Source organism: Monashia sp. NPDC004114, assembly GCF_053603855.1.
Window position 1 is genome coordinate 1 of sequence record NZ_JBSGGK010000028.1, and the last position, 14,206, is coordinate 14,206.

General features: G+C 71.3%; 7 protein-coding genes. 4 read left to right on the top strand and 3 right to left on the bottom strand.

Annotated features, from left to right (window positions below):
* Window positions 1-279: 279 nt before the first annotated feature.
* Together ACWEOW_RS23510 and ACWEOW_RS23515 are read left to right on the top strand one after the other, a co-directional pair.
* Window positions 280-1,401, top strand: a complete 1,122-nt coding sequence (locus tag ACWEOW_RS23510) for a GuaB3 family IMP dehydrogenase-related protein (protein WP_452271678.1) — start codon at window positions 280-282, stop codon at window positions 1,399-1,401.
* 246 nt (window positions 1,402-1,647) lie between these two features.
* Window positions 1,648-4,461 carry a bifunctional glycosyltransferase/CDP-glycerol:glycerophosphate glycerophosphotransferase gene (locus ACWEOW_RS23515; RefSeq protein WP_452271679.1) on the top strand — a complete coding sequence of 938 codons (2,814 nt, stop codon included), beginning with the start codon at window positions 1,648-1,650 and terminating at the stop codon, window positions 4,459-4,461.
* Here the strand turns inward: ACWEOW_RS23515 and ACWEOW_RS23520 are convergent.
* Window positions 4,359-5,993, bottom strand: a complete 1,635-nt coding sequence (locus tag ACWEOW_RS23520) for a glycosyltransferase family 2 protein (protein WP_452271680.1) — start codon at window positions 5,991-5,993, stop codon at window positions 4,359-4,361. The two genes, ACWEOW_RS23515 and ACWEOW_RS23520, sit on opposite strands and share 103 nt — an antisense overlap.
* Before the next feature lie 219 nt (window positions 5,994-6,212).
* Between ACWEOW_RS23520 and ACWEOW_RS23525 the strand changes: the two genes are divergently transcribed.
* The gene (locus tag ACWEOW_RS23525; RefSeq protein ID WP_452271681.1) at window positions 6,213-8,354 is read left to right on the top strand and encodes an acyltransferase family protein; all 2,142 of its coding nucleotides are present in this window, start codon (window positions 6,213-6,215) and stop codon (window positions 8,352-8,354) included.
* Window positions 8,355-8,511: 157 nt separating this feature from the next.
* Window positions 8,512-10,212: a GMC oxidoreductase gene (locus ACWEOW_RS23530; RefSeq protein WP_452271682.1), complete on the top strand. Its 1,701-nt coding sequence runs from the start codon at window positions 8,512-8,514 to the stop codon at window positions 10,210-10,212.
* Window positions 10,213-10,614: 402 nt separating this feature from the next.
* On the opposite strand, the gene ACWEOW_RS23535 is transcribed toward ACWEOW_RS23530, so the two are convergent.
* Both ACWEOW_RS23535 and ACWEOW_RS23540 read right to left on the bottom strand, forming a co-directional pair.
* Entirely contained in the window at window positions 10,615-12,414 is a 1,800-nt protein-coding gene (locus ACWEOW_RS23535) for an ABC transporter ATP-binding protein (RefSeq protein ID WP_452271683.1), read from the bottom strand.
* Window positions 12,414-14,126: an ABC transporter ATP-binding protein gene (locus ACWEOW_RS23540; RefSeq protein WP_452271684.1), complete on the bottom strand. Its 1,713-nt coding sequence runs from the start codon at window positions 14,124-14,126 to the stop codon at window positions 12,414-12,416. Before ACWEOW_RS23540 ends, ACWEOW_RS23535 begins: the two co-directional genes overlap by 1 nt.
* Window positions 14,127-14,206: the final 80 nt, after the last annotated feature.

Sequence of the window (14,206 nt, forward strand, 5' to 3'; positions counted from 1 at the left end):
CGCCCCGAGCATCGCTACCTGCCTCGACGCCGCTGACCGACCCACCCGCCGCGGGGGGACGCCACGGTTTGGGGGCCGCGGCGCCGAGGTGGTGGGTATCGGGGTGGTCTGGCCGCGTTTTGGGGGCCGCGGCGCCGAGGTGGTGGCTATCGGGGTGGTCTGGCCACGGTTTGGGGGCCGCGGCGCCGAGGTGGTGGGTGTCGGGGTGGTGGGGCCACGGTTTGGGGGCCGCGGTGGCGCCATGGCGGGTGAAGCGCGGGTGATCGATAGGATCGGCCGGTGACCGAGATCGAGATTGGCCGTGGCAAGCGCGGTCGGCGCGCCTACTCCTTCGACGACATCGCGGTCGTGCCCTCGCGGCGGACCCGCGACCCCGAGGAGGTCTCGGTCTCGTGGCAGATCGACGCCTACCACTTCGACATCCCCGTCATGGCGGCCCCGATGGACTCCGTCGTCTCGCCGGACAGTGCCATCGCGCTGGGCAAGCTCGGCATGCTGCCGGTGCTGGACCTCGAGGGCCTCTGGACGCGCTACGAGGACCCGGCGCCGCAGCTGCGCGAGATCGCCGCGATCGAGCCGGGCGCGGTGACGGGCCGGATGCAGGAGATCTACGCCGAGCCGATCAAACCCGAGCTGATCACCGAGCGCCTGCGCCAGCTGCGCGACGCCGGCGTGACCGTCGCCGGGGCGCTCTCCCCGCAGCGCACCCAGCAGCACTGGAAGACCGTCGTCGACGCCGGTGTCGACCTGTTCGTGATCCGGGGCACCACCGTCTCGGCCGAGCACGTCTCCGGCCGGGCCGAGCCGCTCAACCTCAAGCGGTTCATCTACGAGCTCGACGTCCCCGTCATCGTCGGCGGCGCCGCCTCGTACACGGCTGCCCTTCACCTCATGCGGACGGGTGCGGCCGGCGTGCTCGTCGGGTTCGGCGGCGGCGCAGCCCACACGACCCGCACCGCCCTCGGTATCCACGCTCCCATGGCCTCCGCCGTCGCGGATGTCGCCGCGGCCCGCCGCGACTACCTCGACGAGTCGGGCGGCCGCTACGTGCACGTCATCGCCGACGGCGGCGTCGGCACGTCCGGCGACATCGTCAAGGCCGTGGCCTGCGGGGCCGATGCAGTCATGCTCGGCGCCGCCCTGGCCCGCGCCACCGACGCCCCCGGTGGCGGCTTCCACTGGGGCCCCGAGGCGCACCACCCGGAGCTGCCCCGCGGCGAGCGGATCGAGCTCGGCGGCCAGGCATCGCTGGAGGAGATCCTCTTCGGGCCCGGCCGACGCGCCGACGGCACGACGAACATCATCGGCGCCCTCCGGCGAGCGATGGCCACGACGGGGTACTCCGACGTCAAGGAGTTCCAGCGCGTCGAGGTCGTCGTCTCGCCCTACCTCGGCGCCTGACCCCAGCCGGGAGCCGACTCGACGGGAGGGTGTGAGCTCCGGTCGAGCGGGCGCTTCGGCCCAGGCGAGACAAGGCAGTCCGGGGCGGCACAGGACGGTGACCGCCCACGCAGCGGATAGGATGCAAGGCGTCGTTGACCCGGCATACGGGGTGAATCGACACCAAGGGCGCGACGAGCTCTCGTCGCGCAGACCAGACGACACCAGATGCGGGCACCCGGTGGTCCGCGCGGGAAGGCACCAGTGATGACGGAGACGACCCCCGAGAACCCGACCGCGAGCAAGCAGAAGCGGCCGCTCTTCTCGATCGTCTCGGCGGTCTACAACGTGTCGCGGTACCTGCCGGAGTTCATCGAGTCCCTCGAGGCGCAGACGTTCGACCTGTCGCGCATCCAGCTCATCGCAGTCGACGACGGCTCCACCGACGACTCGCGCGCCGTGCTCGAGGAGTGGGCGATGCGCGCGCCGCTGGAGGTCGTCGTCCTGAGCCAGGCCAATGCCGGCCAGGCGGCCGCGCGCAACGCCGGCCTCGAGCAGGCCACCGGTGAGTGGGTCACCTTCATCGACCCGGACGACACCGTCAACGCGAAGTTCTTCTCCGCCATGGCCGCCTTCGCCAAGGAGAACCCCGAGGTCCAGTTCCTGTCGGCCAACGTCGTCCTGCGCAACGAGAGCACGGGCGAGCGGGCCAAGCACCCGCGCTGGCGGATGTACTCCGCCGACCAGCTCGTCGATCTCGACGTCGCCACGGCCTTCATCCCGGGCAGCTCGACGACGAGCCTGATGCGGCGCGACGTGGTCGGCGACCTGAGGTTCAACGCGGGGCTCCGGCCCAACTTCGAGGACGGCGACTTCGCCGTCCGCTACCTGCTGCGTGCCCCGAGCCGCCAGGCCGGCTTCATCGGCTCGGCGAAGTACTTCTACCGCAAGCGCGCCGACCAGTCCTCGACCCTGCAGACCGGCATCTCGGCGACGGGCCGCTACTCGACCGTCCCGCGCGAGGGATACCTCGCACTGCTCGACGAGGCCGCCGCGAAGTTCGGCTCGGTGCCGATGTGGGTCCAGCACGTGGTCCTCTACGAGCTGTCCTGGTACTTCTCGGCCGACGACGCGATGGCCAGCTCCGCCGCGGCGATCGAGGGTGAGCTCGCACAGACCTTCAGGGCGACGCTGCGGCAGATCATCGACCGCCTCGACCCCGACGTCATCGACGCCTTCGCGATCCGCAAGCTGCAGCCGCACTGGCGCGACATCATGCTGCACGGCCTGCGCGACGAGTCCTGGCACACCCCCTACGTCGTCACCGACAGCTACGACGCCGTCAAGCGCACGGTGCGGCTGCTTTACCGCTGGGTCGGCGAGCCGCCGGCCGAGGCGATCTACACCCGAGGCGAGCTCGTCGCTCCGGAGTACTCCAAGACCCGCGCCATCGACTTCTTCGGCGCGACGCTCATGTGGGAGAAGGTGCTCTGGGTCGACGCGCGGGGGACCGTCGAGGTGCGCCTCGACGGCACGCGTGTCGAGCTCGAGACCGCATGGCAGCGGCAGGCGGTCCGCGCGCTCGGGGCGCGCGCGATCTCCAACCGGTTCCGGCCGCCGCGGATGCGGCGTCGCGAGGCGCTCGACGCGCTGCTCGTCGACCCGGTGCGGCTGCTCGCGGCCCGGCCGCAGGTGCGCAAGGTCTTCAAGGACGCCTGGGTGCTCATGGACCGCATCCACGACGCCAACGACAGCGGCGAGATCCTGTTCCGCTGGCTGCGCACCAACCGGCCCGAGATCAACGCGTGGTTCGTCATCGAGAAGGACACGCCGGACTGGAAGCGCCTCAAGGCCGACGGCTTCGGCTCGCGTCTCGTCGCGCACGGCTCGCTGCGGTGGAAGCTGCTCATGATCAACGCGGCGCACCTCATCTCCTCGCACATCGACGCGCCGGTCCAGAAACCGCCGGCGATCATCAAGCACATCCAGCCGCGCTGGAAGTTCACGTTCCTGCAGCACGGCGTCATCAAGGACGACCTGTCGCGCTGGCTGAACGCCAAGCAGATCGACCTGTTCGTCACCTCGACCCCCGGGGAGTACGAGTCCATCGCTGCCGACGGGTCGCCGTACGTCTTCTCCACGAGGGAGGTCGCGCTCACCGGGCTCCCGCGCTTCGACCGGCTGCACGAGAAGGCCTCGCGGATCACCGGCGACGCCTGCGACCTCATCCTCGTCGCGCCGACCTGGCGCAACTGGCTCGTGCCGCCGCTCAAGCCGGGCAGCCAGCGGCGCGTCATCGACTCCCACTTCTTCGAGACCGAGTACGCAAAGTCGTGGACGGCGCTGCTCAACAGCCCCGAGCTCGCCGAGCTCGCCGCGCGCACCGGACGCAAGATCGCCTTCCTTCCGCACCCGAACATCCAGCCGGTGCTGGCCAAGATGGACCTGCCGGAGTCGGTGCTGCGGCTGTCGTTCGACGGCGCGGACGTCCAGGACTACTTCGCCCGCGCCGCCGTGCTCGTCACCGACTACTCCTCGATGGCGTTCAATGCCGCCTACATGGACCGTCCCGTCGTCTACTTCCAGTTCGACGCGCATCGGGTTGCGGCGGGCGGCCACGTCGGACGCGCCGGGTACTTCCGCTACGAGCGCGACGGGTTCGGCCCGGTCGTGGCGGGAGTCGACGAGGCCGTCGCGGCCGTCGTCGACATCGCCGAGAACGGGTATGCCGCCCGGCCGGAGTTCCAGCAGCGGATCGACGAGACCTTCCCCCAGCGGGACGGCCAGTGCTGCGCCCGGGTCGCCGCGGCGATCAAGCAGATCGGCAAGCCGGCACCCAAGCTGGAGGCGCTGGCCAGGGCCCCCAAGGGGGCCAAGGTCACCAGGGGTGCGAAGGCCACCGCGGCCGCGCGCGCAGACGGTGCGACCGCAGCGCCGTCAGCTCAGGCGGCTCAGGCGGCTCAGGCGGCTCAGGCGGCTCAGGCGGTCGAGTCGGGCGACCCGGCTGGGTCGGCCGACGCACCTACGGACGGGTCGGCCGAGGCGGGCCGCAGCGACACGTTCCCGTTGCGGGTGCGGTAGAGCTCGAGGCCGCTGTCCGCCGCGAGCGGCGGCAGCTCGAGCGCGCCCGAGACCTCCACGGCCCTGGGCCTCCGACCCGGGACCGGCACTGGCAGCAACCCGGGGAACGCCGCCTTCACGTCGTAGGCCTGTGCCGGCGGCGCGTCGCCTCGCAGCTGTGGCAGCGTCAGCGTGACCGCGAACCGCCCGTCGGGCTCGAGCCGGGTCAGGGCCGCGTCGACGACTGACGCGCGGTCGCGGTCGACGAGGACGACCTTCATCCGGGCGCGGGCGCGCAGGCTCCCGTCGCCGTCGACGACCGTCCCGGCGAGCGAGAGGGAGCGGGCACCGGCACTGATCTGACGGCATACGGTGGTCCGCAGGTGCCGGCCACGGGCGTGCTCGTTGCGGACCAGCCTGGTGACGTCGTGGGCGACGGTCGCCGACTGCGCGGGCACGTAGGGCCACCACCAGCCGCCCTCGCGGTGATCGAGCGGGCGGGCCACGTGCAGCCGGCGGTACGCGAACAGGCAGGCGGCCACAGCGCTTTCGTCCGAGCCCGTCACGATCTCCTGCACCGCGAGCCGGAACGGCTGCGCCAGCGCGGTCCGGCGCTGCTGGGGCTGCGCCTCGAGATAGTCGCGGGCGGCGGCGAGCCACTGGGTGCGGTAGTCGTCGTCGCGGCCGTCGATGTCCTTGCCGTACAGGGCCAGGTCGTGCTCGACGAACTTGGCCAGCTTCGCCTCGGCAAGGTCCGGCCGGCCGTCGAGGATGCGGTCGATCGCACGGTTGGCGGTGAGCCGGTCGTGGAAGTTCGAGATCTCGTGACGTCGCGCCGTGATCGACTCGCCCCCGGCGACGTTGTAGACGTACCAGTGGTAGACGGTCTCGTCGAGCGTTGCGATCCGCGACGCCTGGGCCCAGAGCGCGACGGTGAACGGCTGGTCCTCGTAGAGGATCCGCTCGGGGAAGCGGATCGCGTGCTCGTCGAGGAAGTCGCGGCGCATCACCTTGGCCACCGCGATCGTGTCGTGCCAGAGGGGGGAACCCGGGGCGAGCGGCGTGACCGGACCGCTGGTGTATGCCGTCGCCGGAAGAGGCGTGACCCGCTCGGTCCGCTCGTTGTACCGCGACACCGCACCCGCGGCGACGTCGGCGTGCTCGGCCTCGGCGAGGTCGACGAGCCTCCTGAGCGTACCCGGGAGGTACTCGTCGTCGCTGTCGACGAAGGCGACCCAGCGACCGCGCGCCTCGTCGAGGCCAAGGTTGCGCGGGGCGCCCGGAGCGCCGTCGTTCTCCCCACGGTGCACCACTCGCACGCGTGGGTCGGAGGCGGCGAGAGCGTCGGCGACCCGTCCGGTGTCATCGGTCGACCCGTCGTCGACGATGAGCACCTCGATGTCGCCGGTCGCGTCTGCCGCTGACACACCCTCTGCATGCCTTGCGGTGGGGGGAGTCCACGCCGCGAGCGCCGAGGCCACAGCCCGTGGGAGACGCCCTGCGTCGTTGTAGACGTTCGAGATGACGGTCAGCGAAGGAGTCGGGCTGCTCACGCAGAGTCCACTTCCGGTCGGGATGGCGACAGGGCGATCCTAGCCGGGGCGTGAGTCCCGAGGCCCACGCGACCGGGACTGAAGTCCCGCTGCGCCGGTGGTTACGAACCGGTTGCGAGCCGGTGGCTCTCCGGTGGCTAAATGGGAAATGACGGCCTCGTGCGTTAGGTTGTCCAGGTTGATTTTCGGGCATGGGTTATCACGTACGGAGTAAGTTTCTTGGCTGCACCCGACGCTTTGGGCACGACGGTCGTCGGCGGAGTCACGAAAGTGACGACCCCACCGGCGCGACGCGAGCGACCCGTGGAGGCCGGTCCGCGCAAGGACATCCAGGCTCTTCGTGCGATCGCCGTCACGCTGGTCGTGATCTACCACTTCTGGCCCAACCGGCTCACCGGCGGCTACGTCGGTGTCGATGTCTTCTTCGTCATCTCCGGCTTCCTCATCACGCTGCACCTGCTCGAGCGCCCGATCAAGCGCACGGCCGACCTGTTCGCCTTCTGGGCCAGGCGGGTGCGGCGACTCATCCCTGCGGCGACGCTGGTCCTCGTCGTCACGCTCGTCGCGAGCATGATCTGGCTCCCGCAGACGGTGCACGCGCGGGTGGCCAAGGAGGTCATCGCCTCGGCGCTCTACGTCGAGAACTGGATGCTGGCGTGGACCTCGACCGACTACCTCGCGACCGACCAGCTGCACTCCCCGACCCAGCACTACTGGTCGCTGTCGGTCGAGGAGCAGTTCTACATCATGTGGCCGGTCCTGATCGGCCTGGCGTTCCTCGTCTGTCGCCGGCTGTCGCGCTCGTTCCGCTACGTGCCGCTGTTCGTCATCGGTGCGGTCAGCCTCCTCTCGCTGGCCTGGTCTGCCTGGTTCACCAACGACGACGCGGCGCAGGCCTACTTCGTGACGACGACGCGCATCTGGGAGCTCGGGGTGGGCGCGGGGCTGGCCGCGGCGGTGCACGCCGGCCTCCGCTTCCGGTCGACGCTGCTTCGGGCCCTGCTGGTCTGGGGCGGCCTCGCGGCGATGATCTGGGCCGCGTGGAGCTACACCGGGGGGACGCCGTTCCCCGGCCTGGCCGCGATCCTGCCCACCGTCGGCGCGGCGATGGTCATCGCGGCGCGCTCGGACGACCTCGCCCCCAGCCCCCGTCACCTGTGGTCGGGCCGGCCGGTCCAGTGGCTCGGGGACGTCTCCTACTCGGTGTACCTGTGGCACTGGCCCGCGATCGTCATCGCGCCCTTCGTCCTCGGCGACGACAACGTGAAGGGGTGGCAGAAGCTCGTCATCATCGCGATCGTGCTCGCGCTCTCGGGCCTGTCCAAGCGCTGGGTCGAGGACCTCATGCGCTTCACGCCGGCGATCGCACGGAGCACCAAGCGGTCCTTCATGCTGCTCGCCGCGTGCCTCGCGATCTCGCTGACGACCGCCGGTCTCGCCCTGTGGCAGTCCGACCGTGCCGCGTCCGAGGCGGAGTCGGTGCGGGTGAACCCGGCCGCCCAGTGCGTCGGGGTCGACGCATTCCGCGACCCTGCGTGCGCCGGCCGGACGATGGCGATGCTGACGAACCCGATCCAGGCGGCCGACGACAAGCCCGACGTGTACGCCGACGACTGCTGGAACAACCGGCCCTTCACGAGGCACAAGGTCTGCTCGTACGGCCCGAAGAACGCCACCGTCAAGATCGCCCTGTACGGCAACTCGCACGCCGGCCAGTGGGAGCCGCCGATCGTCAAGACCGCCAAGGAGCGTGGCTGGCGGGTCGACACGTATCTCGCGTCGGAGTGCTACTCGGTCGACGTCCCCGTCCAGTTCGGGACCAAGACCCTCGAGGACAACTGCGTGGCCTGGAACGCCTGGGCGCGCGGCCGGATCGCCGACGGAGGCTATGACCTCGTCGTCATGTCGGACCGCACCCTGCAGCCGCTCGCGGGTGTCCCGGCCGCGCAGAAGACGGCCGTCGCGAAGGCGTCCTACAACCGCGTCATGGACACCTTCATCGAGGCGGGCGCTCGGGTCCTGGTCATCCGTGACACCCCCGGAGCGACCGGCAGCGTGCCTGACTGTGTGGCCCGCTACTCGAACGACGTGGCCAAGTGCGCGACCAAGGAGGCGCCCCAGCCGACCAGCGGGCTCGAGCCCGACCCGCTCGCCGATGCCGCTGCCGACCGGGTCGGCAAGGACGTCACTCGGCTCGAGGTGACCGACCTGCTCTGCCGCGACGGGTCTTGCCCGGCAGTGCTCGGAGGCCTCATCACCTACTTCGACCACGGCCACATGACCAAGACGTTCTCGCTGACGCTCTACCCAGAGGTCTCCCGCGCGCTGCGCACCGCGCTGTCCGGCGTGCCTGGGGCCTGAGCTCGCAGGCGCCGACCGCGGCCGAGGTATTCGGATCGAGGTATTCGGATCGAGGTGATCGGTCGCGCGATGCGCCGACCTCGTACCTCCACCCGGATACCTCGAACCGGGAACGTGTCGTGTGTCGCGGGGGAGTGGCCCGCCTAGGCTGGCCGCCATGGGGTACGACCACGACGTCGTCGTCATCGGGTCCGGCTTCGGCGGATCGGTGTCGGCGCTGCGGCTGGCCGAGAAGGGCTACCGCGTGCATGTCTTCGAGGCGGGCCGCCGATTCGAGGACGCCGACTTCGCCCGCACGAGCTGGGATGTGAAGCGCTACCTGTGGGCGCCGCGGCTCGGCTGCTTCGGGGTGCAGCGCATCCACCGGCTGCCTGACTGCCTCGTCCTCGCGGGCGCCGGTGTCGGTGGCGGCTCCCTCAACTACGCCAATACCCTCTACGTGCCGCCACCGCCCTTCTTCCGTGATCGCCAATGGGCCCACATCACCGACTGGCAGTCCGAGCTTGCGCCGCACTACGCGACCGCCCAGCGGATGCTCGGGGTCGTGACGAACCCGTGCGAAGGCCCGGTGGAGCAGCTCATGCGCGACACGGCATACGACCTCGGCGTCGGCGCGACGTTCGCCAAGACGCCGGTCGGCGTCTTCTTCGGCAAGCCTGGCGTTCGGGTGGCGGACCCGTACTTCGGCGGCGCCGGGCCGCAACGCACCGGGTGCACCGAGTGCGGCAACTGCATGGTCGGCTGCCGGGTCGGGGCGAAGAACACCCTCGTCAAGAACTACCTGGCGCTCGCCGAGCGGCTTGGCGTCACGGTCGAGCCGCTGCGGACCGTGACGTCCGTGCGTCCCGTCGACCCGGCTGTGCCGGAGCAGGGGTATGCCGTCACGACCGTCCGCAGCGGCGCCTGGGGGCGGCGCCGGGCGCAGTCGCGCACCGTCACGGCGGGCCAGGTCATCGTCGCCGCGGGCGCGTGGGGCACCGCTGCGCTGCTCCAGGCGATGAAGGCGACCGCCGAGCCCGACGGGCTCCCGCACCTGTCCGACCGGCTCGGGGAGCTGACCCGGACCAACTCCGAGGCGCTCGGCGGAGCCATGACCGCTCGCACCCCCCACGAGGTCGACCTCACGCGAGGGGTGGCGATCACGTCGAGCTTCCATGTCGATGACACGACCCATGTCGAGAACGTCCGCTACGGCAAGGGTTCGAACCTCATGGGAGCGCTCGCGGTGATGCAGGTCAACGGGGGCGGACGGGTGCCCCGGTGGGCACGGTTCCTCGGTGGGGCGGTGCGGCATCCGGCGGTGTTCGCCCGGTCGCTGTCGACCCGGCGCTGGAGCGAGCGCACGGTCATCGCCCTCGTCATGCAGAGCAGCGACAACTCGATCACCGTGCGGCGCAAGCGCGGCGTGTTCGGGTGGCACCTGACCTCGACCCAGGGCCACAGCGAGCCCAACCCGACGTACATCCCGCAGGGCAACGTGGCCGTCCGTGCGATCGCCGCGCGGCTCGAGCGCGCCACCGGCGAACGGGCCTGGGCGGGTTCGTCGATCGGGGAGATCCTCGACATCCCGATGACGGCGCACTTCCTCGGTGGCGCGGTCATCTCCGACTCGCCCGACACCGGGGTCATCGACCCCTACCACCGGGTCTGGGGCTATCCCGGTCTGCACGTCGTGGACGGGGCAGCGGTCTCGGCGAACCTCGGCGTGAACCCGAGCCTGACCATCACGGCGCAGGCCGAACGGGCGATGTCGCTGTGGCCGAGCAGCGGCGAGCCGGACCAGCGCCCGGCCCAGAACGAGCCCTACCGCAGGATGGCCGGATCGCAGCCGGTCGTGGGGGCGGGCCCGCTCGTGTGAGCCCGCAGGGGTGGGGCCGTCTCCCCTCACAAACGGCCCCACCCGATGGCGCGGGCCGCACCTGGTGAAGGTTGCGGACCGGCGGGGGTGAGACCGTCACCCCTCAGAGACGGCCTCACCCATGGCGCGGGCCGCAACCGGTCAGAAACGAGCCCGGCACCACGCTGACAACGACATACCCAGCCGAGGGTTACGCCGGTCACCACCGCCGATCCCACACCACCAACCCCGTCGAGTGGCCGCTTCGTCACTCGTGACGCGTGAGGCGACGAGGCCACTCGACGGGAGGTGGCTGGGACGACGAGGCCACTCGACGGGAGGTGGCTGGGACGACGAGGCCACTCGACGGGAGGTGGCTGGGACGACGAGGCCACTCGACGGGGCTCGAGTGGCCGGGTCGTCTCAGCGGGCCGGCTGGGGCTCGTCCCGCCAGGAGCGCCAGAGAGCGGCATACGCCCCGTCGGCCTCGAGCAGCTGCTCGTGCGAGCCGATCTCGCTGACCAGCCCGTCCTCGACGACGCAGACCCGGTCGGCGTCGTGCGCCGTCATGAGCCGGTGCGCGATCGCGACAACCGTCCGGCCCTCCACGACCGCCGCGAGCGAGCGCTCGAGGTGACGCGCCGCCCGAGGGTCGAGCAGCGAGGTCGCCTCGTCGAGCACGAGCGTGTGCGGGTCCGCGAGCACGAGCCGGGCCAGGGCCAGCTGCTGGGCCTGCGGCTCGGTGAGCCGTTGGCCGCCCGAGCCGACGACGGTGTCGAGCCCATCCGGGAGCTCCTCGGCCCAGACGCGGGCGTCGACCGCCTCCAGTGCCTCGAGCAGCTGCTCGCGGGACGCGCTCGGCCGGGCCAGGCGCAGGTTGTCCTCGAGCGAGCCGACGAAGACGTGGTGCTCCTGGGTCACCAGGGCGACCTGACCGCGCAGCTGCGGCAGCTCGAGGTCGACGAGACGCACGCCGCCGACCTCGACCCGACCGACCCGCGGCCCGTCGATGCCGGCCATGAGCCTGCCGAGGGTCGACTTGCCGGCACCGGACGGGCCGACGATGGCAAGCCGCTCGCCCGGCGTGAGGTCGAGCGAGACACCGCGCAGCACGTCGCGACCGGTGCGGTAGGCGTAGTGCACGTCCTCGACGTCGAGGCGGTCGTCTGCCGGCTCCTGGCCCGTGGCCGCCCGGTCCGGAGGCACGTCGGCGATGCCGATGACCCGCGCGAGCGAGGTCGCGCCGACCTGGATCTCGTCGAGCCAGGAGATGAGCTCGTCGAGCGGTCCCGCCATCTGCTGGACGTACAGGGCCACGGCGGTCACGGTGCCCGCGGTCACGATGTCGCGCGAGATGAGCCACCCGCCCCACAGCAGCGTCACCGCGACCGGCATGAAGAAGGCGAACTCGACCGACGGGAACCAGCGCAGCCGCAGGTTCAAGGTGTACAGCTCGGCGTCGTAGCAGTCGCGCAGGGCGTCGTCCATCCGCCGCCGGCGACGCCGGCCGAGCCGCAGGGCGTCGATGGTGCGAGCGCCGTCGGCGGACTCGGTGACGACCCCGTTGAGCACGGCATACGTCGCGCGCTCGCGCAGGTACCCGGCGGGCGCGTAGCGCAGGTAGCGGCGCGTCGAGATCCAGAGGATCGGGATGCCGACGACGATCGCCAGAGCGACCTGCCACCCGGTGATGAATGCGGCAACCACGGTGATCACGGTCGTCACTGCGCCGACGAAGATCGACGGGATGCCGAAGCGGATCACGTGGGAGAGCGCTTCGACGTCGTTCGTCGTGCGCGAGACGAGATCGCCCGTGCCGGCGCGCTCGACGGTCGACAGAGGCAGCTCGACGACCCGCCCCATGAACTGCTCACGCAGCTCGGCGAAGACCGTCTCGCCCATGATGAAGGACGCCCGCCGGGCGAACCACGTGACGATCGTCTGGAGGACGACCGCGCCGGCGATCCACATCGCGAGTGTGTTGACGACCGCGAGCGAGCGCCCGTGGCTGATCTCGTCGACGAGCAGGCCGATGGCGCGCGGCGCGACGAGCGCGGCGACGGCGGCGAGCGAGTGGAGGCCGACGACGAGGGCGAGGCTGCCTCGGTGGCGCCCCAGCAGGCCCCGCGTGTGCGCCCGCACCGATTCCATGTCGGCGACTGGCAGCGTGCGGGTCGGCTGCCCGGGGTGCTCGGCCGGCAGGGTGGCAGGTGTTGCGGACATCAGTCCTCCTCTCCGCGGATCACGGTTCGTCGGTAGTCGGGTCGGTCGGTCATGAGCTCCTGGTGGGTGCCGGTCGCGACGGCCTTTCCGTCCTGCAGGAAGACGACGCGGTCGGCGCGGTCGAGGATGAGCGGGCTCGCTGTCATGACCACTGTCGTTCGCCCGGTGCGGGCCGTCGTGAGACGGTCGGCGATCCGGGCCTCGGTGTGGGCGTCGACGGCGCTCGTCGGCTCGACGAGCACGAGTGTCTCGGCGTCGGTGAGCAGGGCCCGGGTGAGGGAGAGCCGCTGCCGCTGGCCGCCGGAGAACGCACGTCCGCGCTCCTCGACCTCGTTGTCGAGGCCATCGGGCAGCGCCTCCAGGACGTCCTCGCCGCTCGCGACGTCCAGCGCGGCGAGGATCGTCGCGTCGTCGTGCTCCCCGCGGGGGTCGAGCTCCTCGCGCAACGTGCCGGTGAACAGCCGCGGGTCGGTCTCCGAGACCACGATGCGACGCCGGAGCTCGGCGAGCGGCGCGTCCGCGAGACGCGTGCCGTTCAGCCGGGCGTCCGTGTCGTGCGGGCCGAACCGGCCGAGGCGGTCCGCGAGCGCAGCCGACTCCTCGGGCCGGGCCGACACGACGACGGTGAACAGCCCGGGCTCGATGCTGACCTCGCTGTCGGGGTCGACCAGCCGCGCCGGGTGGGTCGGAAGCGCTTGCGTCGCAATGGCTTCGAGCTGGTCGGGGGTGACGGCGAGGACCCGGATGAGCTTGCGGGCGCCGATGTGTGCACGGGTCGCGCGGTCGACCATCTCTGTCGCGGTGCGCAGCGGGATGACGAGGAAGGCGGTGTAGCCGTAGAAGGCGACGAGCTGGCCCGGGGTGATCTGGCCCTCGATGGCGAACCTGGCCCCGAGCCACACGACGACCAGGACGAACGCGCCCGGCAGCAGCACCTGGGCGGCGTCGAGCGCCGCCTGGTAGCCGGCCACCCGGTTGCCGACCTGGCGCACGGACTGTGACTGTGCGGCATACCTGGTCAGAAAGGTCTGCTCGCCGCCGATGCCGCGCAGCACGCGCAGGCCGGCGACCGTGTCGGCGCCGAGCCCGATCAGCTTGCCCGACTCCTCCCGCTGCGCGAGCTGGCGCTGCTGGAGCGGGCGCACGATGAACGTGAGGCACGCGACGAGCACCGGGACGCCGATGAGCACGACGAGGCCGAGCGGCGCGGAGGCGCTGAGCAGGATGAGCGCGACGACGACGTACGACACGACCGCGCCGGCGAACCGGGCCAGGACGTCGTAGAGCCCGCCGATCCGCATCGCGTCCGAGCTCACCGTCGCGACGACGTCGCCCGTCGGCACGGTGCGCGTCAGCGCCTCGCCGGTGTCGGCGGCCTTGTGCCCGACGAGCTGGGCGGAGCGGAACGCGCCCTGGAGCCAGTTGGCGACGGCGTACTTGTGCCGGAAGGCGCCCGAGACCGCGCTGACGAGGACGAGGCCGACGAGGATCGCGCACCAGAGCGCGAGCGACCCGGCGTCGCCGCCGATGATGCCGTCGTCGATCGCCTTGCCCATCGCGGCGGGGAAGAGGGCCTGGCTCACGAGCCAGACGACGCCGAAGCAGATCGCGATGACGAGCGTGCGCCACTGTCCCTTGCCGAGCCACCGCAGGTATGCCGTCGGGCCGGTGAGGTCCGGAGTGCCGGGGTCGGCGTGGGGCAGCGAGATCACTTGTTTGATGTTACGTTCGGCCCAGGCGTGCCTCATGCCATTTTTCGGCGGCTCCCGCGGGCGACCGCAAGAACTGAAGC